Origin of the sequence: Caulobacter sp. SLTY (assembly GCF_009905535.1) — a bacterium.
In the GTDB taxonomy this organism is placed as follows: domain Bacteria; phylum Pseudomonadota; class Alphaproteobacteria; order Caulobacterales; family Caulobacteraceae; genus Caulobacter.
Window position 1 is genome coordinate 24,579 of the sequence record NZ_JAAALA010000009.1, and the last position, 20,637, is coordinate 45,215.

Genomic DNA, 20,637 nt, shown 5'->3' on the forward strand with positions numbered 1-20,637 from the left:
CGCGGATCCCCCCGCGTCGTGGGCAGCCTTAACCCGCTGGATCGAGGCCGCGGCAGTGCAAAAAACTGGCAGGATCGAATTGATCTCACCCAGGGACAGTCCTGTCGCAACCGTCTCGCAACTAGCCCTGCTTGCGTTGACACTCGCCGTTCGCGGATTAAACCCAACCCCGTGTCCCTACACGGCTCCCGGAACCATCATGACTGAAGCCAATCGGGGCGTTCGCGAACGCCCGCGCTCGCCGCACGTACAGGTGTGGCGCTGGCATGTGACCATGCTGACCTCGATCCTGCACCGGGTGACCGGCTGCGGCCTCTATGGCGCCGCACTGTTGGCGGCGGTCTGGGCGATCACCCTGGCGGCCGGGTATGAGGCCTACGCCACATACATGGGCCTGCTGGCCAGCCCGATCGGCAAGGCGGCTCTGTTCCTGATCACCCTTTCGGTGTTCTTCCATCTGGCTCACGGCATCCGCCATCTGGTGTGGGACGCCGGCAAGGCCTTCGAGATCAAGCTGTCCAACACCATCGCCTGGGCCGAGATCGTCTTCGCGGTGGTCGCCACCGTGGCGGTGTGGATCATCGCCGCCATGACCGGAGCGCTGTGATGAGCCGCTATCGCACCCCCCTGTCGCGCGCCCGCGGCCTGGGCGCCGCCGGCCACGGCGCCGGCCACTGGATTTCCGAACGGGTCAGCGCCCTGGCGCTCGTGCCGCTTACCCTGTGGGCCGTCTGGGCGACCATCCACCTGGCTACCCTGACCCGCGACGGGGCCATCCTGTGGCTGATGGAGCCGGTCAATGCGGTGCTGCTGGTGCTGACCTTCCTGGTCGGCTTCTGGCACATGCATTCGGGCCTGCGCGTGGTGATCGAGGACTATCTCGAAACCATCCTGACCCGCAGCGCGGCTCTGGTCGCTAACCTGTTCATCTGCGTCCTGGCCGGCGGCCTGGCCATCTTCTCCATCCTCAAGATCGCGTTCGGAGGCGCCCTCTGATGGCGACCTATCAGTTCATCGACCACCAGTACGACGTGGTTGTGGTCGGGGCCGGCGGCAGCGGCCTGCGCGCCGCCCTGGGCTGCGCCGAGGCGGGGCTGAAGACCGCCTGCGTCACCAAGGTGTTCCCGACCCGGTCGCACACCGTGGCGGCCCAGGGGGGCATCTCCGCCTCGCTCGGCAACATGGGCCAGGACGACTGGCGCTGGCATATGTTCGACACCGTCAAGGGCTCGGACTGGCTGGGCGATCAGGACGCCATCGAATACCTGACCCGTAATGCCCCGGCCGCCGTCTACGAGCTGGAGCACTGGGGTGTGCCGTTCAGCCGGACCGAAGAGGGCAAGATCTACCAGCGCGCCTTCGGAGGCATGACCCGTAACTACGGCGAGGCCCCGATCCAGCGCACCTGCGCCGCGGCCGACCGCACCGGCCACGCCATGCTTCACACCATGTACGGCCAGGCCCTGCGCCGGAACGTCGAGTTCTTCATCGAGTACTTCGCCCTCGACCTGATCATGGACGACGGCGTCTGCCGGGGCGTCACGGCCTGGAAGCTGGACGACGGCACCCTGCACCGGTTCCAGGCCCAGAAGGTGATTCTGGCCACCGGCGGCTACGGCCGCGCCTACTTCTCCGCCACCAGCGCCCACACCTGCACGGGCGATGGCGGGGCCATGGTGCTGCGCGCCGGCCTGCCGCTGCAGGACATGGAGTTCGTGCAGTTCCACCCGACCGGCATCTACGGCGCCGGCTGCCTGATTACCGAGGGTGCGCGCGGCGAAGGCGGTTATCTGACCAACAGCGAGGGCGAGCGCTTCATGGAGCGCTATGCGCCGACCGTGAAGGACCTGGCCCCCCGCGACATGGTCAGCCGGGCGATGACCATCGAGATTCGCGAAGGGCGCGGGGTGGGTCCGAACAAGGACCACATCTTCCTGCACCTGGACCATCTGGACCCGGCCATCCTGGCCGAGCGCCTGCCGGGGATTTCGGAAACAGCCAAGGTCTTCGCCGGGGTGGACGTGACCAAGGCTCCGATCCCGGTGCTGCCGACCGTCCACTACAACATGGGCGGCATCCCGACGAACTATCACGGCGAGGTGCTGACCCTGAAGGACGGCAACCCGGACAGTCCGGTGCCTGGCCTGATGGCGGTGGGCGAGGCCGCCTGCGTGTCCGTGCACGGCGCCAACCGCCTGGGCTCCAACAGCCTGATCGACCTGGTGGTCTTCGGCCGCGCCGTCGGCCTGCGTTGCGCCGAAACGCTCAAGGCCGGGGCCACCCAGCCGGAGATGAAGGCCGCCTTCACCGATGAGCACCTGGCGCGTCTCGACCGCTTCCGCAACGCCAACGGCTCGACGCCGACCGCCGCCCTGCGCCTCGACATGCAGCGGGCCATGCAGGAGGACGCCGCCGTCTTCCGGACGGGCGAGACGATGGCCTCGGGCGTCGAGCGCATCGCCAAGGTCCTGGCCAGCCGTAGCGATATCAAGACCACCGATCGCGGCCTGATCTGGAACAGCGACCTGATGGAGACGCTGGAGTTCGACAACCTGGTCGGACAGGCGGCGGTCACCGTCGGCGGGGCGCTGAACCGTCCGGAAAGCCGCGGCGCTCACGCTCGCGAGGACTATCCGGACCGCAACGACACCGACTGGATGAAGCACACCCTGGCCTGGTTCGACGACGCCACCGGCGCCGTCCGCTACGACTACCGCCCGGTGCACAGCTACACCCTGACCAACGAGATCGCCTACATCCCGCCGAAAGCGCGGGTCTACTAAGATCCGGCCTGCCGCCTTTCGTCCTAAAGCCTTTCAGGTAACCGCCCGATGGTTCAGCTCACGCTCCCGAAGAACTCCCGCATCGGCAAGGGCCGGCATTTCGCCGCCCCGACCGGCGCCAAGCGGACCAAGACCTTCAAGATCTACCGGTACGATCCGGAGGGTCTCGAAAACCCGCGCTGGGACACTTACGACGTGGATGTCGACGCCTGCGGCCCGATGCTTCTCGACGTGCTGATCCACATCAAGAACAACATCGACCCGACCCTGACCTTCCGCCGGTCCTGCCGGGAAGGCGTCTGCGGGTCCTGCTCGATGAACATCGGCGGCCGCAACACCCTGGCCTGCACTCACGGCTGGGCGGAAGTCCCCGGCGAGCAGATCACCATCAGCCCGCTGCCCAGCCTGCCGGTGGTCAAGGACCTGGTCCCCGACCTGACCATGTTCTACGCCCAGTACGCCTCGATCGAGCCCTGGTTGCACACCGAGACGCCGGAGCCGCAGAAGGAATGGCTTCAGGCCCCCGAGGACCGCGAAAAGCTCGACGGCCTGTACGAATGCATCCTCTGCGCCTGCTGCACGACCAGCTGCCCCAGCTACTGGTGGAACGGCGAGCGCTATCTCGGCCCAGCCACCCTGCTGCACGCCTACCGCTGGCTGATCGACAGCCGCGACGAGGCCGCAGGCGAGCGCCTGGACGCCCTGGAAGACCCCTTCAAGCTCTACCGCTGCCACACCATCATGAACTGCGCCCAGGTGTGTCCCAAGGGCCTGAACCCGGCCAAGGCGATCGCCGAGATCAAGAAGATGCTGGCCGAGCGGGTGGTCTGAGCCCCATCAGGGCGAAGGCTCCGCAAGGCATGCGCGACATCTGCACGCCGACACGTCCATGATCCCCGCGAACGGCCGCGTCATGGCCGGGGAGGATCGTCATGACCCACGTCACCATTCCGACGCCGCGACTGCCGGCGCGTTCCATGGGGCTCAAGCTGCTGCTGGTCTGCGCCCTGGCGCTGATCATGAGCGTCACCGCCCTGTTCGTCTTCCTGCTGCTCTACGACCGCACCAACAGAGCCCGTGAGGTCAGCCAGGAGATCAGCCAGCTGGTCGGGGGCGAGCAGACCTTCCTGGGGCCGGTGCTGGCCGTGCCCTACCTGACGCCGCCGCTGAAGGCCGGGGAGGCGCCGGGACGCAGCGTCTATCTGATCTTCCCGACCAGTGGGGAAGCCAGCGCCGACACCCGCTCGGAGGTGCGCCAGCGGTCCTTGTTCAAGGTGCCGGTCTGGGAGGCGGACCTGAAGCTGACTTCGCGGTTCGACCTGTCACAGGCCACGACGCTCGGCCCGGCCAACGCCCAGTACGACTGGACCCGCGCCGAGTTCCTGGTCGGGGTGACCGACCCGCGCGGCGCCCGCGCCGACGCCGTGCTGGTGGTCGGCGACCGCCGCCTGCCGCTGGCGCCCGCCGTCCTGGCCGAACAGGCCGGCAGTGAGGGAACCGGAAACCTGCGGATGTTCGGCGCCCGGCTGGGCGATCCCCGGGCGCTGGGCGAGGCGCTGACCGCCCGCGCCGACCTGACCTTCTCCGGCGCCGCCCGGCTGTCGGTGCTGCCCTGGGCCAAGACCACCAGCTTCACCGCCAAGAGCGACTGGCCGCATCCCAGCTTCGATGGCGGCTTCCTGCCGACCGCCCGCACGGTGCGGGACGATGGCTTCGACGCCCGCTGGAGCGTCCCCTTCATCGCCCGCGGCGTGCCGCAGGAGGGCGACATCAGCCTGATCAACCGCCTGGCCGGCGGCCAGCTGGGCGTCTCCTTCGTCGAGCTGACCAACCCCTACCAGTCGGTCGGCCGGTCGCTGAAATATGCGCCGATGTTCATGGGCCTGGTCTTCCTGGCCTTCTTCATCTTCGAGACGGTGACCAAGCGGCGGGTCCACCCAGCGCAGTATGTGTTGATCGGCCTGGCCCAGATCGTCTTCTACCTGCTGCTGCTGTCGGTGGCCGAGCGGACCGGGTTCGACATCGCCTTCCTGATCGCCGCTGGGGCGACGGTCGCGTTGATCTCCGCCTACGCCGGCTGGGTGTTCGAGAGCCTCAAGCAGGGCATCGCCGCCCTGCTCAGCTTCACCGTGCTCTACGGGCTGATCTACGGTCTGATGCGGCTGGAGGACCTGGCCTTGCTGATCGGCGCCCTGGCCAGCTTCGCGGCCATCGCGGCGGTGATGTGGTTCACCCGGCGGGTCGACTGGTACGGCACGCCACCGGAGCCGGCCAAGCCGCCGCTCAATTTCCAATAGCGGCCGGCAAGCGGGCGGGTCACCATGCGCCGGTGACCCGCCCCTCTCGTCTGTCATGGCTGGCCCTGGCCTGGGGCTTCGCCGAGGCCAGCCTGTTCTTCGTCGTGCCAGACGTGCTGATCAGCTGGATCGCGATGAAGCGCGGCCTGCGCGCCGGCGCCGGGGCCTGCCTGATGGCCGCCGCCGGGGCGGTTTTCGGCGGTGCGGTCATCTGGGTCTGGAGCGCCCAGGATCCGGCTGCCGCCCGCCGCACTATTGAGGCCGTCCCCGCCGTTTCTCCGGCGATGATCGGCCAGGCCAACGCCGATATGACCCGCAGCGGCTGGTTCCTGGCCGCCATCAAGGGGCCGCTGACCAGCACGCCCTACAAGGTCTACGCCATGCTGGCGCCCAGGCAGGGCGCGCCTCTGGCCGCCTTCGCCCCCGCCGCCCTGCCGGTGCGGCTGCCTCGCTTCCTGCTGGTGGCCGTCGTTTTCGCTCTGATCGGCCGGGTGCTGCGCGACCGCATCGATCGAAGAATAGTGTTGGCTGCCTTCACGTCAGGATGGCTCCTGTTCTATGGCGTGTTCTGGCTGACCGTTCCGGGCTAGCCGGGCTTGCGCGAAGGTGACGCAGGCGTCATTTTCAACGGGACGAACAGGAGGGCGGCTTGGCCGATCTGGAAGCGAGGGTTGTGATCGTGGGCGCCGGCCATGCCGGCGGCTCGGCGGCGGCCTATCTGCGCCAGTACGGCCATACCGGTCCGATCGTGATGATCGGCGACGAGCCGCACGTGCCCTACCAGCGGCCGCCGCTGAGCAAGGCCTGGCTGAAAGGGGAGGCGGACGCTGATTCCCTCAGCCTCAAGCCCGCCGAATGGTACGAGGAAAACGACTGCCGCCTGATCCTCGGCGCCAGCGTCGTCAGGCTCAATCGGGGCGCCCGCGAGGTCACCCTGAACAACGGCGCGGTGCTGCCCTACGACGCCCTGGTGCTGGCCACCGGCGCGCGGGCCCGGACCCTGCCGATCCGAGGGGCCGACCTGAGGGGCGTCATGGCCCTTCGCACCGCGGCCGACGCCGAGGCGCTGAAGGCCGCGCTCGGTCCCGGCAAGCGGCTGGCCGTGGTCGGCGGCGGCTATGTCGGGCTGGAGGTCGCCGCCTCGGCCCGCGCCCTGGGCGCCGAGGCTGTGATCCTGGAGCGAGAGCCTCGCGTCCTGGCCCGTGTCGCCTGCGAGGCCTTGTCCGACTTCTTCACCCGCTATCACACCGAACGCGGCGTGGTCTTCGAGCTGTCGGCCGGGGTCGAGGCCTTCGAGGGGGCGAACGGTCAGGTCACTGGCGTCGCCCTGTCGGACGGCCGGGTCCTGCCCTGCGATGCGGTGATCGTCGGCGTAGGGGCCATCCCCAACGACGAGATCGCGCGCGAAGCGGGGTTGGAGTGCGTCAACGGCGTGGTGGTCGACCTGGAGGCCCGCACGGCCGACCCGGCGATCTTCGCCATCGGCGATGTCACCCACCGGCCGCTGCCGCTCTATGACCGCATGTTCAGGCTGGAGAGCGTGCCCAACGCCCTGGAGCAGGCCAAGCAGGTTGCCTCGGCCCTCTGTGGAAGGCCCGGCCCGGCGCCGGAGGTCCCCTGGTTCTGGTCGGACCAGTACGACCTGAAGCTCCAGATCGCCGGCCTGCCGTTCGACGCCGACCGGGTGCTGCTGCGCGGCGACACGGCGGCCGCAAAGTTCGCCGTCTTCCATCTGAAGGGCGATGTCATCCAGGCGGTGGAGGCGGTGAACGCCCCGCCGGAGTTCATGATGGGCCGCAAGCTGATAGAAGGCCGCACCCGTGTGAACGTCGATAAGCTTGCGGATTCCACGGTTTCCATGAAAGAGGTCGCGGCTTAGAATCCGCGCAAAAGACGAAGGTCCTGAGGGGAGCGTATGGCGAAGATCACCTACATCGAGCATGACGGAACCGAGCACACCATCGAGGTGAAGAACGGCATGTCCGTCATGGAAGGGGCGATCAAGAACAACGTCCCGGGCATCGACGCCGACTGCGGCGGCGCCTGCGCCTGCGCCACCTGCCACGTCTACGTCGACCCCGCCTTCGAGCCGCTGACCGGTGAGAAGTCGGCGATGGAGGAGTCGATGCTCGACTTCGCCGAGAACGTCGAGCCCAACAGCCGCCTGTCCTGCCAGATCAAGGTCAGCGACGCGCTGGAGGGGCTGATCGTCCGCATGCCGGAGAGCCAGCACTAGGCTGGCGCTCGGGCGCCTGCGCGCTCAGCTGAGTTCTTCGGTCATCAGGTCGACCTTATAGAAACCGCCCTGTTGCAGGGCGTTCATCACCCCCATGAACTGCTCGTAGCGGACCTCGGCGTCGGCCCGCACCACGATGCGCTGGCCTTGGGGAAGTCCGGCGATGCCGGCCTCGCGCATGGCGATCGGCAGGTCCCCGGTCAGACGGTCGAGGCTGGTCGCCCGCTCGCCGATGTAGACGGCCCCGCTCTTCTGCAGCGAGACGATGGTGGGCTTGGGAGGTTGTGGTGTCCGGGGGGCCTCGGAGACCGGCAGATCGACGGCGATCGAAACGGTGGCCATCGGCGCCGCCACCATGAAAATGATCAGCAACACCAGCATCACGTCCACGAACGGGGTGACGTTGATCTCGGCATTCTGACTTGGACCCCAACGCCTGGAGCCGGCGGTCGCGAGCTTGGCAGCCATCTCTGAACCTCCCTGGAGCGAAACGCCCCAGGGAGATTAAGCGCGTAAAATATTAGACTTGTAAATGGTCTTAAAGCAGCCAGTCTGAGGTGTCCGCCCGGACATCGCCGTTGATCCGAAGCCGGTAATCGGCCTTGCCGTCGCCGTCTACGTCGAGCTGCAGGGTGGTGATGCCGCCGCTGAAAGTGAGGACCAGCTGGCCGGCCTCTCCGTTGAACGCCGAGACGATGCTGAAGCTGTCATCGATCCCGCTGGTGGAGGCGATGGCATCGATCGCCGAGAGGTCGATGATGTCCAGGCCGATGGCGTAGTCGCTGATCGCGTCGGTCTCAATGAAGCTGGCCTCGCTGGACCTGGCGACTGACACCTCGCCAATCAGGAAGGTGTCGCTGCCGCCGCCGCCGATGAGGGTGTCCGCCCCATGCCCCCCGATCAGGATGTCGGCGCCCAGCCCACCATTGAGAATGTCGTTGCCGAATCCCCCGTCCAGGGTGTTGGCGCCGCTATTGCCCGTGATCTGGTTCGCCTCGCCGTTGCCTGTCCCGTCGATGTCGCCCGATCCATCCAGGATCAGCCGCTCGAAGTGGTCCGAAAGGGTCCAGGTGACCGTGGCCTTGACGATATCGTTGCCCGAAAGCGGGGCCTCGACGAGGGTGTCGCTGTAGTCATCGACGATGTAGGTGTCGTCGCCAACCCCGCCTGCGAGGATGTCCGCACCCACCCCGCCGGTCAGCGTGTCATTGTCCGCGCCGCCGCTCAGGAAATCGTCTCCGTCGCCGCCAACCAGCTTGTCGTTTCCGGCGCCTCCAAAGAGATCATCGTCCCCTGCGCCGCCGTCGAGGCTGTCCAGTCCCGCCGCGCCTTCGAGCCGGTCGTTGTCGGCGCCGCCCTGCAGGATATCGTTGTCATTTCCGCCGAACAGGAGGTCTTCACCGTCGCCGCCCAGCAGCTGGTCATTGCCGTCGTCCCCGCTGAGCTCGTCCGCCCCGCCGGCGCCGCGGATGAGGTCGTTGCCGGCCAGGCCGTTCAAGACGTTGTCGCCGCTGTTGCCATCGATCTGGTTGGCCAGTTCGTTGCCGAAGCCGCCGATGTTGGCCGAGCCGATCAGCTGGAGGTTCTCCACCTGCGCCGTCAGCTGATGGAAGACGTTCGCCCTAACCCGATCGGAGCCGCCGCTGCTCAGTTCGATGACCGCATCGCTGCCATCGTCCACGATGTAGATGTCATCGCCTGCGCCCCCGGACATGGCGTCGGCCCCAGCGCCGCCGTCCAGGAAGTCGGAATTCGCGCCGCCGGACAGGGTGTCTTCGCCCAGGCCGCCGAACAGCCGGTCGTTTCCGGCCTCGCCGGAAAGGTCATCGTCCCCGTCCAGGCCATTGACGATGTCCGCGCCGACCCCGGCCAGGATGACGTCGATGCCCGCGGTCCCATCTAGGACGTCCGCGTCGTCGATCCCGGCGACATTGATGGTCGCCGTGCCCACTTCGCCGCCCCACAGGGTATAGACCACAACAAACTGCAGGCTGGTGTTGCTGGCGCCTGAGGTGGACGCGCCGAGATTGCGGACCGCTTCGCCCCGCACCAGCTGAACCGAGCCGTCGGAGCCGATGGTCAGGAAGCCGCCGCCGTCAGGCAGCGGCGTGTCCTCATCGAGGATCAGGGGCGCGCCGTTGATCGTGGCCTGGGCAATCATCAGCGGAGTATCGACATCGCTGTCGTTGCTCAGCAGGTTGAAACTGATCACGCCCAGCGCCGCGCTGTCGTTGCGGGTCTCATCGACGACGGTGGCCACGTCGTCCACGCTGTCGACAGTCACCGTGACGCTGGGGCTGGCTGGACCCGACAGGAAGGTGTCGACCCTACCATCGCGGTTGGCCTCGATCTGATCGATGTCCCCGTCATTGTCGATATCGGCCCAGACGGGCTGGAAGCCGGTCCGGAAATCGCCCTCGTAGGGGCTGTCCATGAAGGGGCCGAAGACGGGGTTGAGCGATGTTCCGGTGTTCTCGATCACGCCCGCCGTGCCTTCGCCGGAGCCGCTGATCATGTCGAAGTCGCCGTCCCCATCGACATCCGCGAAGCTGACCGAGACGCCGCCGGTGTAGTCCCGGTAGGCGACGAGCGGGTTGTCGCCGCCCGTCTGGGCGACAAAGCCGCTGGCGCTGCCCTCGAAATAGGCGAACCGGCCGCCGCCGGTGCCGACCATCATGTCCAGGTAGCCATCGCCATTCAGGTCTGCGAAGCCCGGCGAGGCCGAGGCATAAACCGCGATGCCGTCGAACGGATTGGCTGCGGCGGTTTGCTCAGTGAAGCCGAAGGCGCCGTCGCCCTTGAAGAACTGGATGGTCCCGCCGTAGCGACCGACGATCAGGTCCTCGAAGCCATCGCCATCCAGATCGACCATGGTGACGCCGGCCGCGTTGTAGAGCCCGCCGGTCAGGGTCAGGGCCGCGTCATCCTGCACGAAACTCGGCGCGCTGGCCGTGCCGTCGTTGCGGAACAGGTGAAAGCCGTCGCCATAGACCGAGACGATGGCGTCCAGGTCCCCATCATTGTCGATGTCACCGAGGGCGATCCGTGCGGTCTCGCCGCTGAAGTCAACAACGGCGAAGGGATTGACCGTGGCGGGGGTCAGGGCGTTGCCGGCTATGCTGGGGTTGCCCGCCGCATCGGTCAGGGTGACGGTGATCGCGCGTTCGTAGTCCGGAACGTCGCCGGTCGTCTGGAAGGTGATGGATTCGACCACGGCCTCGACCGCGGCGTTATCGGCCTGGGCGTTGAACGTGACGATCAGTTCGCCGTCAGGCCCTGTCGACAGGATGCCGATGTCGACGCCGTTGAAGCTGATGACACTGCCATTGAGCACGACCTGCAAGCCGCTCAGCAGGCCCAGGACGTCGCTGGGCGCCGCGCCGGCAACCACCAGGGTTCCGCCGTCCCAGTCCTGCTCTGCGTCAGTCACCGTGACGTCGCTGTCCAGCAGGGTGGCGGCATCGCCCTCGGTAAGAAGAATATCAGGTGAGAGATCGGTCAGAATCGGCATGCGCTACCCCCAAAAGTCAGAAGGGCCCGGCGCCTCGCCATGCCCGATTTGGGGATGGAATTTCCACGAGTGACGTCTTGCGGCAAGGCAAACGCCGAGAAATGGCGGCTCCAATTTTCCTATGAACGTCGTGTGACGCTGGTCTGGTGCGCGGCCATGAAGATCCGAACGACTTCCGGCACATAGGTCTCCGAAGGGTGCAGAGGCGGGGCCTCGTCACCCTGAAGCATGGAGATAGTCAGGGTGACATGCTCGATCATCCCCTCGAACATCCGGGCGGCGACCGCGATGTCCGCGATGGCGAGTCGGTCCTCATCGGCGTAGCGCCTCAGCAGCCGCTGCAGCACCCCGCCCAGCAGCCGGTGGGCGCTGTGGTACAGCATCATGCCAAGCTGAGGCTTGTGTGCGGTTTCGGCGCTGACCGTTCGATAGACCCCGCGTACGGTCGGGTCGGCCATGAAGCGGAAATAGACACGGCCATAGGCGGTCAGGGTGCGACCGACGTCATCACCGGCTGTCCGCTCGACCGCGTCGAACAGGCCTTCGTAAGCCGCCAGGGCCTGGGCGACCACTGCCTCGAACAACCGCTCCTTGGTCTCGAAGTAGGTGTAGACGGTGGCGTTGGCGACGCGGGCCGCGCGGGCCACGTCCTCAATTCGCGTCCGCGTAAAGCCCATGCGAAGGAAGGCCAGATGCGCGGCCCGCAGGATCTTTTCACGGCGTTGGTCGTGGAGTTCGGGACGCATGGCGATGTCCGCGCACTAACGGGGGCCGGTGTGTCAGTGTTCCCGCCCGCTCTTCCAGAAGGTCTGGAACAGGGGCTCGGTCAGGTACTGCAGGGCGCTGCGTTTGCGCAGCGGCACGACCACCTCGACCGGCAGGCCGGGGCTGATGGCGGTGCGGGAGCCGCGAACCTGGCGGATCTTGGCCATCTCCGATTCCGGCACCGCGATCTCGGCCCGGAAGAAGCGCTGGCCGGACTTCTCGTCCTCGAAGCTGTCGGCGCTGATCTTGATCAGGTCGCCGTGCAGGATCGGAAGGCTGCGCTCATGCAATGAGGTGAATCGGATCTGGGTCGACTGGCCGGGCTTCAGGTCGTCGGCATCGTTCGGGTTGATGCTGGCCTGGATGATCAGGGCCTTGTCGCCGGGCACCACCTCCATCAGCACCTGGCCGGGCGAGACCACCCCGCCGACGGTGAAGATCGACAGGCCGACCACCTTGCCGCTGGCCGGGGCGCGGACGATGGATCGCTCGATCTGGTCGCGGATGGCCTTCAGCTTGGGCTGCAGCTCGTCCAGCTGGACCTGGACATCCCGCATCTGGCCGCTGACCTCCTCGATCATCTCGCGGTCCAGGGAGATCATCTGCAGCCGGGCCTCACCGATCGCCTCGCGCGACCGGGCTATCTGGGCGACCAAGCTGCCCTCTTCGCCGACCAGCTGGGCCTGGGTGCGTTCCAGGGCGCGGACGCGGTTGACCGGGGCGTAGCCCTGGTCGGCCAGGGACTTCATCCCGGCGGTCTCCTCGCCGATCAGCCGCTGCTGCTCGCGGTTGGCGACCAGCTGGCGCTCGGAGCCGACGACCTGTTCGTTCAGCTGGGCGATCCGCTGCTGCAGCACGCCCTTCTGGGTGGCGATCGACTGGGAACGGGCCTGGAACTGCAGCTGCTGCAGGTTCAGGACGTCGTCGGCGATGAACTTGTCCTCGGGCGACAGGCCGATGAACTCGGGCGGCGGCGTCATTGCGGCGCGGCCATCGCGCTCGGCCACCAGACGGGCCCGCTGGGCCAGCAGGGTCAGGACCTGGCCGGTCAGGCCGCGTTCGGTGGCGCGCAGGTCGCCGGCTCCGATCTCGACCAGCACCTGGCCCTGGACCACGCTGGCGCCTTCGGTGACATGCAGGGCGGTGACCGTTCCGCCGTCGCGATGCTGCACCGCCTGGCGATTGCCGGACACGGCGACCACGCCTTGCGCATAGGCGCCGGCATCGAGCGGCGTCAGCGCCGCCCAGCCGAGGAAGACCACAAAGAAGCCGGCCGCAATCCCCGCGCCGATCAGGATCTCGCGCCTGGGATTGTCGTTGACCTTGACCGCGGTCAGGGTCTCGGTCTTCGGGGCGCCGCCGGGGGCCATGTCCAGGGGCATCTTAGCCGGAGCCCTTCATATCGACCACGTTGGCCGGCGCCTGGGGCGCCGGCTTGCCGGCCAGCTTGGCCAGCACTTCCTCGCGCGGACCGAGCCGCTCGATGGCGCCGTCGCGCATCACCAGCAGCCGGTCGACGCCGGACAGGATGCCGGTGCGGTGGGCGATGATCAGCACCGTTGCGCCGCGCGCCTTGGCGCCGTGGATGGCCCGCAGCAGGTTGGCCTCCCCCTCGGCGTCGAGGGCCGAGTTCGGCTCGTCGAGAATCAGCAGGGTGGGATCGCCGAACAGCGCCCGGGCCAACGCCACCCGCTGGGCCTGACCGGCCGACAGCCCCCGCCCGCCAGGGGCCAGCGGGGTGTCATAGCCCTTGGGCAGCTTGAGGATCAGGTCGTGGACCCCGGCCTTGGTGGCCGCCTCGACGGCCAGCTGGTCCACCTTGTCGGGGTCCATGCCGCGCCAGGCGGCGAAGCGGCTGATGTTGTCCTTCACCGTGCCGGACAGCAGCGAGGGGTCCTGCGGCAGGTAGCCGATGTATTCGGCCAGGGTGTCGGCGTCCCAGTCGGTATAGTTGGCGCCGTCCATTCGCACCACGCCCTGGTCGGGCGCCAGGGCCCCGGCAATGACCCGGGCCAGGGTGGTCTTGCCCGCCCCGCTGGCCCCGACCACGCCGAGGGATTCGCCGGGGGCGATCTTCAGCGACACGGCCTTGAGCACCAGCTCCTCGCGGCCGGGAGCGCGGACCACGACGCGGTCCAGCTCGATGGCGCCCATCGGGGTCGGCAGCTGGGTGCGGTCAATGTCGAGCGGCTTGGTCTTCTCGAACAGCTCGCCCAGGGTGTTCAGCGCGCCGCGCGCCTGGATCACCTGGGTCCAGCCGCCGACCAGCTGTTCCACCGGCTGCAGGGCGCGGCTCAGCAGGATCGAGCTGGCGATGATCGCGCCCGAGGAAATCTCGCCCTTGATGGCCAGCCAGGCGCCGAGGCCCAGCGCCGCCGACTGCAGGAACAGGCGGAAGAACTTGGTCAGGGCCGAGAACTTGCCGCCCTTGAACTGGGCCTCGGTCTGCAGGCTTTGGCCGATGGAGCGCTCATCCAGCTGGCGGGCGATCACCGCGCGGCGCATGCCCAGGGCCCGCACCACCTCGCCGTTGACCGCCGCCGATTCCTGGCTGGCATAGGCGGCGGCGTTGGCCTGCTGCGCCTTCATCAGGGCCGGCTTGGTGGCCCGCTCGTTCAGCACCGCGAGCCCAAACAGCAGGATGCCGGCCACCACGGTCAGGATGCCCAACGCCGGGTGGATCATGAAGGCCACGATCACGTAGATCGGGGTCCAGGGCGCGTCCATGAAGGCCAGGGCCGCCGGCCCGGACAGGGCCTGACGCAGGCCGTCGAATTCGCGCATCGCCTGGGCGGTATTGGCCGGCCGCGCCTGGGCCATCAGCCGGCCGAGGATGTCGCTGGTCAGCAGCCGGTCAAGCCGGGCGGCGGCCAGCACCAGCAGGCGCGAACGGGTGGTCTCCAGCGCCGCCAGGACGCCCAGCGCCACGGCGATGATCAGAGTGAGAAACACCAGGGTCAGCTCGCCCTGTGTCGGCACCACCCGGTCGTAGACCTGCAGCATGTAGATGGACGGCGACAGGTAGAGGATGTTGACCAGCGCGCTGAAGAAGGCCGCTGCGCCAATGTGGCGGCGACACTCCTTGAACGCCGCTTCTAGCGGCGCCGGCAGGGTTCCAAGAAAAATCACGCGCGCGTCAATCCGAACCGAGGTCCCCAGGAAACCCAAGTCCCCCGGTTCCCCACTTAAAGGGCCTTTTACGCTAAAGGTTTGTTGCCGTCGCGCGTCATCTTGGGCCCGACGATTTCGCCGCATCCGTGTGGGGAAAGGTTCGCCGCGTACGCGCCGATGCAGAAGGCCCGCTGTCCCGTCCCGGCGTACCTGTCCCCGGTCAGCGCCGGCCGCTGATCGGGCCACGCTCCAGACGTCTGGACCGAGCTGTTTCAGTCGCTGGCGCCGACCGGGGACAGGTAGGCCGCAAGGCGGCCAACCGGTCCCCCTAGGGATCGACGGTCACGCGTCGCATGTGCCGCCGCTGTCCGGGATAGTCGTTCAGGGCGTAGTGCCAGACCTGGCGGTTGTCCCAGAAGGCCACCGAGCCGTCGCGCCAGGAGAACCGGCAGGTGAAGGCCTCCTGTCGGCTGTGCTCGAACAGATAGTCGAGCAGGGGCTTGGATTCCCGCTTCGTCCAGCCGTCGAGCCGCATAGTGAAGGCCGGATTGACGTACAGCGCCTTGCGGCCTGTCTCGGGATGGACCTTGACCACGGGGTGGATGAATTCCCCGGCCAGGCCCTCGGCCTCGGCCACCTGCATCGAGGCGCGCTTCTGGGCCGACTGGCCCTTGGCCGAGTATTCCCGGCCCGCCGAATGCACGGCGCGCAAGGTTTCCAGGGTGGCTTTCAGCCCGTCCGACAGGGCGTCGTAGGCGGCGGCCTGACTGGCGAACAGGGTGTCGCCGCCGAACGACGGGGTCTGGACCGCATAGAGGATCGAGCCGATGGAGGGGGTCTCCAGGAAGCTCATGTCGCTGTGCCAGCCGCCGCCGAAGTTCAGCTTGTCGGTCGGCTCCTTGATGATCTCCATCACCTCGGGATGGTCGGCCATGCCGGTCACGTAGGGGTGGATGTTCAGCGGTCCGAACCGCCGCCCGAAGGCCAGTTGCTGTTCGGGGGTCAGCGCCTGGTCACGGAAGAAGATCACCTGGTGCTCGTTCAGCGCCGCGCGGATGGCGGCGATGTCGGCGTCCGACAGCGCGCCGGCCAGGTCGACATCGCCGATCTCGGCCCCCAGGGCCCCGGCCACCTTGCGGACGCTCACCATCGGCTCACACCCCTTCCGCCATCTTCGGGTTGTCCGGCAGCTCGACGAACTTCAGGTTCTGCTCGCGGAGCTTGGCCCCTGCCTCGTCATAGAGGAAGGGCAGGAAGGCGAAGCGCTCGCCCTTGGTGACAGGCCGGGCCTCGTGCATCAACGAGCAGGAGAAGACCACCGCCCCGCCGGTCGGCGGCTTGTACAGCCGGTTGCCGAACTCGGGGAAGCGCAGCTCGCCGCCCTCGTAGTCATCGGCGTTGAGGTTGATGGTCACCGCGAACTTGCGGTGGGCCGTGCCCTTGGTGGTGTTGTCCCGGTGCGGCCGGAACCAGCCGGCTCCGGCGATGTAGCTGGCCACCAGGTAGCGTTCGATCCGGGTCGCCTGGAACTGGAAAGCCTTGCGGATTTCCGGCACCAGTCGGCGGTTCAGCTTCTCGCGGACAATGGCCTGCATGCCCTCGTCCTCGAGGATGACGTCCTTGCGCTGCTTGTGGCGCGGGTCGGTCAGCAGCCGGGTCTTGCCGTCGACCTCGCGCATGAAGCCGGACTCCTGGCCGCCCACATGATTGTAGAAGTTGATCAGCTCTCGGCAGTACTCGGGCTCGAACACCCGCGGCAGGATCAGCACCGGCGCGTTCAGCTCCACCCCGGCATGGCTGGCCGGAGCGGGCATCTCGGCGAGGCGCCGCACCAGGGCGCCGACATCCTCGATCTGGCCCTGGTCGAACACCCGAAGCTGCGGATCCAGGATCAGCCAGCCCGATCCGTTGACCCCATAGAGCTTGGCCAGTCCCCCCGACGGATCGAAGAACCAGCGCGGCCCCAGGGTGGCATGCCCCAGATGCGCCTTCACCACTCCGAACACGGCGGCCTGGCTTTCGACCAGGTCCTTCTGCAGGTTGATCACCCGCGCCAGCCCCTCCGCCGTCGGGCCATCCGGCGCGAACACCAGGCCCAGCCAACGGCCGGCCAGGGTCGAGAAGTTGAACTGCGGGTTCTCCTCGGTCGGCGCCATGAACCAGGGCGCGGGATCACCGATGTTGAGGGCCATGTCGAAAGCGTCTCTTCCTTGTACCCCTTCAGTTTCGCCGAGCGGGGCGAACGGCGCAACCGCGCCGCACGATCACAGCTTCGTCCAGTCCATCACCCACTGGTCCTCCCAGCTCTTGCCGCCGTCGCGGGAGATCAGCTGGCTCCAGCGGTGCGACCGGCCGGTGATCCGGTCCCAGACGCCGCGCACCTTGATCGGCATGGCGCCGTCCATGTCGTCGGCTTCGAAGATCGCCGCGCCATCCTTGAAGTAGCCGAGCTGGCCCGGCGTGGTGACCACGCCGCTGCGGGCGTTGACCCAGTGGTCGCTCCACACCGTCTTCTCGACGTCGAGCATCCGCAGGCCCAGGCCCAGGAAGCCGCGGCTTGGAACCCGCAGCTCCTCCACGCTCCCCACCCCGCCCAGGATGGTCCAGCAGGTGGCCTCGCCCTGGAATTCCTCGAACGCGGCGCCGGCTGAGGGCCGACGGCGATTGGCGATCTTCCACTCGCCGGCCAGGAAGTCGAAGTCGCCGGGCTTGCCGGGCGGCCAGTCGGCCCGATCCAGCGAGGAATTCGCCAGGGCCGGCGTGGCCAGGGCGGGGGCAAGGGTCAGGCCTGCGGCGGCCTTGATCAGGGTGCGGCGGTCGGTCATGGAGGGCTCCGTTGGGTTGCTCGCGCAACCCTACGGGGCGATAGCTGACACCGGACGTCAGCAATTCTCAGCCACCTGTCTTTACGGCGCCGCGCGGTTCGGGCCGCCCTCCGCCCAGCGGCGGTAACCGGCGGCGCGCAGGTCGCAGGCCGGGCAGGTTCCGCAGCCGTAGCCCCAGTCGTGGCGCTTGCTGCGGTCGCCGAGGTAGCAGCTGTGGGTGTCCTCGACGATCAGTTCGACCAGCCCTCGGCCGCCGAGATCGTGGGCCATGGCCCAGGTGGCCGCCTTGTCGATCCACATCAGCGGGGTTTCGAGCACCAGGCGGCTTTCCATGCCCAGGTTGATGGCCACCTGCAGCGCCTTGATGGTGTCGTCCCGGCAGTCGGGGTAGCCGGAATAGTCGGTCTCGCAGACCCCGGTGACGATGTGCTTGATCCCCCGGCGGTAGGCGATGGCCGCGGCGAAGGTCAGGAACAGCAGGTTGCGGCCGGGCACGAAGGTGTTGGGCAGGCCGGACGCGATCATGGCGATCTCGGCGTCCCTCGTCAGCGCCGTGTCGCTGATCGCGCCCAGCACCGACAGGTCGAGCAGGTGGTCTTCGCCAAGGCGCCCCTCGGCGCGAGGATAGGCGGCGACGAGTTTTTCGCGGAAGGCCGTGCGGACCTCCAGCTCCACCCGGTGGCGCTGGCCGTAGTCGAAGCCGACCGTCTCGACGCGGTCGAAGCGGGCCAGGGCCCAGGCCAGGCAGACGGCGCTGTCCTGGCCGCCGGAGAAGAGAACGAGGGCGGACATGGGCGCAGCATAGTCGAGCATCGGGCCGCTTGACACACTTCTATATTTCCACATATTTGGAATTATGGAAACGACAGACGCCGTCAAACGCCTCTCCGCCCTGGCCCAGGACAGTCGGCTGGCCGTGTTCCGGCTGCTGGTCCGGGCCGGGCCCGAGGGGATGGCGGCCGGGGAGATCGCTCGGGCGTTGGAGATCACCCCCAACACCCTGTCAGCCCAGCTGACGGTGCTGGCCAACGCCGGGCTGACAACCAGTCGGCGGGATGGGCGGTCGATCATCCACGCCGCAGACTACGAGGGGATGAGCGGTCTGCTCGTCTATCTGATGGAAGACTGTTGCCAGGGACGGCCCGAAGTCTGCGCCCCCCTGGCGGAAGCGGCCAGCCGCGCCGCCTGCTGCGAAGGAGCCCAAGCATGAAACGCCTGCATGTCCATGTCGCGGTCGAGGACCTGACCCGGTCGATCGGCTTCTATTCCACCCTGTTCGGAACCGAGCCGGCGGTGGTCAAGGAAGACTACGCCAAATGGATGCTGGAGGACCCCCGGGTCAACTTCGCCATCTCCGACCGGGCGCGGGTTCCGGGTGTCGACCACCTGGGCATCCAGGTCGAGACCGCCGAGGAGCTGGGCGAACTGGCCGGGCGGCTGAAGGCGGCGGGGGAGACCACCCGCGATCAGGAGGCGACGACCTGCTGCTATGCCCAGTCGGACAAGGCCTGGGTCAATGACCCCAATGGCCTGCGCTGGGAGACCTTCTACAGCTTCGGCGAGGCGACCAGCTATGGTGAGGACGAGCCGGACGCGGTGCTGCGCGAGACGTCCACGCCGGCCGCCGCCTGCTGTGGCCCCGCCCCGGCCGCCGAGCCGGCAAAGCCCGCCGCCGCATGCTGCTGACGACATCGTAGGAGGGGGCGGGGCGCGATGTCGGTCTTCGAGAAATACCTTTCGGTCTGGGTGGCCCTGTGCATCGTCGCGGGGATCGCGCTGGGCGCCATGGCGCCGGATGCCTTCGCGGCCATCGCGGGACTGGAGGTGGCCAAGGTCAACCTGCCGGTGGCCGTGTTGGTCTGGCTGATGATCATCCCGATGCTGGTGCGGATCGACTTTTCCGCCCTGCGCGGGGTGGCGGCCCACTGGCGCGGCATCGGGGTGACCCTGTTCGTCAACTGGGCGATCAAGCCGTTCTCGATGGCGCTGCTGGCCTGGGTTTTCGTGGGCTGGCTGTTTCGGCCGCTGCTGCCGGCCGACCAGATCGAAAGCTATATCGCCGGGCTGATCATCCTGGCGGCGGCGCCCTGCACGGCCATGGTCTTTGTCTGGAGCCACCTGACCAAGGGCGAGCCGCATTTCACCCTCAGCCAGGTGGCCCTCAACGACGCCATCATGATCGTGGCCTTCGCGCCGATCGTCGGGCTGCTGCTGGGACTGGCGTCGATCGTCGTGCCCTGGAGCACCCTGCTGCTCTCGGTGCTGCTCTATATCGTCGTGCCGGTGATCATCGCCCAGCTGCTGCGGCGGGGCCTGCTGGCGCGGGGCGAGGCGGCGCTGGCCGGGGCTCTGAAGGCCCTGGGGCCGGTGTCGATCGCCGCCCTGCTGGCCACCCTGGTGCTGCTGTTCGCCTTCCAGGGCGAGCAGATCCTCAGCCAGCCGCTGGTCATCGCCCTCTTGGCCGTGCCGATCCTGATCCAGGTCTATCTGAACGCCGGGGCGGCCTATCTGTTGAACCGGGCGGCGGGCGAGGCCCATTGCGTGGCCGGACCCTCCGCGCTGATCGGGGCCAGCAACTTCTTCGAGCTGGCGGTGGCGGCGGCCATCAGCCTGTTCGGGGTGACATCCGGCGCCGCCCTGGCCACGGTGGTGGGGGTGCTGATCGAGGTGCCGGTGATGCTGTCGGTGGTCTGGATCGTGAACCGATCCAAGGGCTGGTACGAGCGCGGCCTGAGCCGCCCAACCGAATAGGGAGCGGCCGGCGCGGCCGCTCCCGTCTTCAGGTCTACTTTCCGGCGGCCGGAATCTTGGCCAGATCCGCGTCGATGGCGGCCAGCAACGTATCGGGCAGGCGGTCGGGGGCGTACTGCTGGATTTCCTTCAGCGGCAGGCCCTTCACCGGCTCGATCTCGGTGCTCTTGCTGATGCCGGGCATGTGCTTTTCGAGCACGGCGGCGGTGGCCGGGTTGGCCAGCAGGTCGCCGAGCGGGGTCTTGGCCGTGGAGTAGGCCGGGGCGGCGGCGGCGGGCGCGTCCTGGGCCAGGACGACGGTGGCCGGAGCGGCGGCGGCCAGCAGGGCCAGGGTGAGGGCGAGGGTCTTCATGGGGAT

At 67.9% G+C, this 20,637-nt stretch carries 21 protein-coding genes; 11 read left to right on the forward strand and 10 right to left on the reverse strand.

Going from position 1 to position 20,637, the window contains the following annotated elements; genetic code table 11:
* The first annotated feature begins 199 nt into the window (after positions 1-199).
* The 8 genes from sdhC to GVN21_RS07055 all read left to right on the forward strand — a co-directional run bounded on the left by sdhC (position 200) and on the right by GVN21_RS07055 (position 7,316).
* On the forward strand, positions 200-607 hold the full coding sequence (sdhC, locus tag GVN21_RS07020; protein WP_166574011.1) for a succinate dehydrogenase, cytochrome b556 subunit: 408 nt from the start codon (positions 200-202) through the stop codon (positions 605-607).
* A complete protein-coding gene (gene sdhD / locus GVN21_RS07025) occupies positions 607-996 on the forward strand; it encodes a succinate dehydrogenase, hydrophobic membrane anchor protein (RefSeq protein WP_166574012.1) in 390 nt (129 codons plus the stop codon). Before sdhC ends, sdhD begins: the two co-directional genes overlap by 1 nt.
* Positions 996-2,783: a succinate dehydrogenase flavoprotein subunit gene (sdhA, locus tag GVN21_RS07030; protein WP_166574013.1), complete on the forward strand. Its 1,788-nt coding sequence runs from the start codon at positions 996-998 to the stop codon at positions 2,781-2,783. Before sdhD ends, sdhA begins: the two co-directional genes overlap by 1 nt.
* Before the next feature lie 48 nt (positions 2,784-2,831).
* Positions 2,832-3,614, forward strand: a complete 783-nt coding sequence (locus tag GVN21_RS07035; RefSeq protein ID WP_166574014.1) for a succinate dehydrogenase iron-sulfur subunit — start codon at positions 2,832-2,834, stop codon at positions 3,612-3,614.
* A gap of 101 nt (positions 3,615-3,715) precedes the next feature.
* Positions 3,716-5,080 carry a cell envelope integrity protein CreD gene (creD, locus tag GVN21_RS07040; protein WP_166574015.1) on the forward strand — a complete coding sequence of 455 codons (1,365 nt, stop codon included), beginning with the start codon at positions 3,716-3,718 and terminating at the stop codon, positions 5,078-5,080.
* A 32-nt stretch (positions 5,081-5,112) separates the two neighbouring features.
* On the forward strand, positions 5,113-5,670 hold the full coding sequence (locus GVN21_RS07045) for a hypothetical protein (RefSeq protein ID WP_166574016.1): 558 nt from the start codon (positions 5,113-5,115) through the stop codon (positions 5,668-5,670).
* Positions 5,671-5,729: 59 nt separating this feature from the next.
* Positions 5,730-6,959 carry an FAD-dependent oxidoreductase gene (locus GVN21_RS07050; RefSeq protein WP_166574017.1) on the forward strand — a complete coding sequence of 410 codons (1,230 nt, stop codon included), beginning with the start codon at positions 5,730-5,732 and terminating at the stop codon, positions 6,957-6,959.
* 36 nt (positions 6,960-6,995) lie between these two features.
* Complete coding sequence (locus tag GVN21_RS07055; protein WP_166574018.1) at positions 6,996-7,316, forward strand: 2Fe-2S iron-sulfur cluster-binding protein; 321 nt, start codon at positions 6,996-6,998, stop codon at positions 7,314-7,316.
* A gap of 24 nt (positions 7,317-7,340) precedes the next feature.
* Here GVN21_RS07055 and GVN21_RS07060 read toward each other — a convergent pair whose 3' ends face one another.
* The 9 genes from GVN21_RS07060 to queC all read right to left on the reverse strand — a co-directional run bounded on the left by GVN21_RS07060 (position 7,341) and on the right by queC (position 18,320).
* A complete protein-coding gene (locus tag GVN21_RS07060; RefSeq protein WP_166574019.1) occupies positions 7,341-7,784 on the reverse strand; it encodes a biopolymer transporter ExbD in 444 nt (147 codons plus the stop codon).
* Between the two features lie 70 nt (positions 7,785-7,854).
* Complete coding sequence (locus GVN21_RS20795) at positions 7,855-10,827, reverse strand: FG-GAP-like repeat-containing protein (protein WP_166574020.1); 2,973 nt, start codon at positions 10,825-10,827, stop codon at positions 7,855-7,857.
* Between the two features lie 119 nt (positions 10,828-10,946).
* Positions 10,947-11,573: a TetR/AcrR family transcriptional regulator C-terminal domain-containing protein gene (locus GVN21_RS07070; RefSeq protein ID WP_166574021.1), complete on the reverse strand. Its 627-nt coding sequence runs from the start codon at positions 11,571-11,573 to the stop codon at positions 10,947-10,949.
* Positions 11,574-11,606: 33 nt separating this feature from the next.
* The gene (locus GVN21_RS07075) at positions 11,607-12,974 is read right to left on the reverse strand and encodes an HlyD family type I secretion periplasmic adaptor subunit (protein ID WP_240902792.1); all 1,368 of its coding nucleotides are present in this window, start codon (positions 12,972-12,974) and stop codon (positions 11,607-11,609) included.
* Position 12,975: 1 nt separating this feature from the next.
* Entirely contained in the window at positions 12,976-14,721 is a 1,746-nt protein-coding gene (locus tag GVN21_RS07080; protein WP_346764227.1) for a type I secretion system permease/ATPase, read from the reverse strand.
* Between the two features lie 310 nt (positions 14,722-15,031).
* Entirely contained in the window at positions 15,032-15,853 is an 822-nt protein-coding gene (locus GVN21_RS07085) for a TauD/TfdA family dioxygenase (RefSeq protein WP_166574023.1), read from the reverse strand.
* Between the two features lie 4 nt (positions 15,854-15,857).
* Positions 15,858-16,895: a 2OG-Fe(II) oxygenase gene (locus GVN21_RS07090; protein ID WP_166574024.1), complete on the reverse strand. Its 1,038-nt coding sequence runs from the start codon at positions 16,893-16,895 to the stop codon at positions 15,858-15,860.
* A gap of 72 nt (positions 16,896-16,967) precedes the next feature.
* The gene (locus GVN21_RS07095) at positions 16,968-17,528 is read right to left on the reverse strand and encodes a hypothetical protein (RefSeq protein WP_166574025.1); all 561 of its coding nucleotides are present in this window, start codon (positions 17,526-17,528) and stop codon (positions 16,968-16,970) included.
* A gap of 81 nt (positions 17,529-17,609) precedes the next feature.
* Positions 17,610-18,320 carry a 7-cyano-7-deazaguanine synthase QueC gene (gene queC, locus GVN21_RS07100; protein ID WP_240902793.1) on the reverse strand — a complete coding sequence of 237 codons (711 nt, stop codon included), beginning with the start codon at positions 18,318-18,320 and terminating at the stop codon, positions 17,610-17,612.
* A gap of 64 nt (positions 18,321-18,384) precedes the next feature.
* Here queC and GVN21_RS07105 point away from each other — a divergent pair, with 64 nt between their 5' ends.
* Genes GVN21_RS07105 through arsB form a run of 3 tightly spaced genes read left to right on the forward strand, consistent with a single transcriptional unit; the run spans position 18,385 to position 20,279 of the window.
* Entirely contained in the window at positions 18,385-18,738 is a 354-nt protein-coding gene (locus GVN21_RS07105) for a metalloregulator ArsR/SmtB family transcription factor (RefSeq protein WP_166574027.1), read from the forward strand.
* The gene (locus GVN21_RS07110) at positions 18,735-19,214 is read left to right on the forward strand and encodes an ArsI/CadI family heavy metal resistance metalloenzyme (protein WP_166574028.1); all 480 of its coding nucleotides are present in this window, start codon (positions 18,735-18,737) and stop codon (positions 19,212-19,214) included. Before GVN21_RS07105 ends, GVN21_RS07110 begins: the two co-directional genes overlap by 4 nt.
* A 27-nt stretch (positions 19,215-19,241) precedes the next feature.
* A complete protein-coding gene (arsB, locus tag GVN21_RS07115) occupies positions 19,242-20,279 on the forward strand; it encodes an ACR3 family arsenite efflux transporter (RefSeq protein WP_166574029.1) in 1,038 nt (345 codons plus the stop codon).
* Positions 20,280-20,313: 34 nt separating this feature from the next.
* Here arsB and GVN21_RS07120 read toward each other — a convergent pair whose 3' ends face one another.
* A complete protein-coding gene (locus GVN21_RS07120) occupies positions 20,314-20,631 on the reverse strand; it encodes a hypothetical protein (protein WP_205689971.1) in 318 nt (105 codons plus the stop codon).
* Positions 20,632-20,637: the final 6 nt, after the last annotated feature.

Bases quoted from the DNA above. Each gene is read 5' to 3' on its own strand.
- sdhC (WP_166574011.1), top strand. From the start codon at position 200: ATGACTGAAGCCAATCGGGGCGTTCGCGAACGCCCGCGCTCGCCGCAC.
- sdhD (WP_166574012.1), top strand. From the start codon at position 607: ATGAGCCGCTATCGCACCCCCCTGTCGCGCGCCCGCGGCCTGGGCGCC.
- sdhA (WP_166574013.1), top strand. From the start codon at position 996: ATGGCGACCTATCAGTTCATCGACCACCAGTACGACGTGGTTGTGGTC.
- GVN21_RS07035 (WP_166574014.1), top strand. From the start codon at position 2,832: ATGGTTCAGCTCACGCTCCCGAAGAACTCCCGCATCGGCAAGGGCCGG.
- creD (WP_166574015.1), top strand. From the start codon at position 3,716: ATGACCCACGTCACCATTCCGACGCCGCGACTGCCGGCGCGTTCCATG.
- GVN21_RS07055 (WP_166574018.1), top strand. From the start codon at position 6,996: ATGGCGAAGATCACCTACATCGAGCATGACGGAACCGAGCACACCATC.
- GVN21_RS07060 (WP_166574019.1), bottom strand. From the start codon at position 7,784: ATGGCTGCCAAGCTCGCGACCGCCGGCTCCAGGCGTTGGGGTCCAAGT.
- GVN21_RS20795 (WP_166574020.1), bottom strand. From the start codon at position 10,827: ATGCCGATTCTGACCGATCTCTCACCTGATATTCTTCTTACCGAGGGC.
- GVN21_RS07070 (WP_166574021.1), bottom strand. From the start codon at position 11,573: ATGCGTCCCGAACTCCACGACCAACGCCGTGAAAAGATCCTGCGGGCC.
- GVN21_RS07075 (WP_240902792.1), bottom strand. From the start codon at position 12,974: ATGCCCCTGGACATGGCCCCCGGCGGCGCCCCGAAGACCGAGACCCTG.
- GVN21_RS07085 (WP_166574023.1), bottom strand. From the start codon at position 15,853: ATGGTGAGCGTCCGCAAGGTGGCCGGGGCCCTGGGGGCCGAGATCGGC.
- GVN21_RS07090 (WP_166574024.1), bottom strand. From the start codon at position 16,895: ATGGCCCTCAACATCGGTGATCCCGCGCCCTGGTTCATGGCGCCGACC.
- GVN21_RS07095 (WP_166574025.1), bottom strand. From the start codon at position 17,528: ATGACCGACCGCCGCACCCTGATCAAGGCCGCCGCAGGCCTGACCCTT.
- queC (WP_240902793.1), bottom strand. From the start codon at position 18,320: ATGTCCGCCCTCGTTCTCTTCTCCGGCGGCCAGGACAGCGCCGTCTGC.
- GVN21_RS07105 (WP_166574027.1), top strand. From the start codon at position 18,385: ATGGAAACGACAGACGCCGTCAAACGCCTCTCCGCCCTGGCCCAGGAC.
- GVN21_RS07110 (WP_166574028.1), top strand. From the start codon at position 18,735: ATGAAACGCCTGCATGTCCATGTCGCGGTCGAGGACCTGACCCGGTCG.
- arsB (WP_166574029.1), top strand. From the start codon at position 19,242: ATGTCGGTCTTCGAGAAATACCTTTCGGTCTGGGTGGCCCTGTGCATC.
- GVN21_RS07120 (WP_205689971.1), bottom strand. From the start codon at position 20,631: ATGAAGACCCTCGCCCTCACCCTGGCCCTGCTGGCCGCCGCCGCTCCG.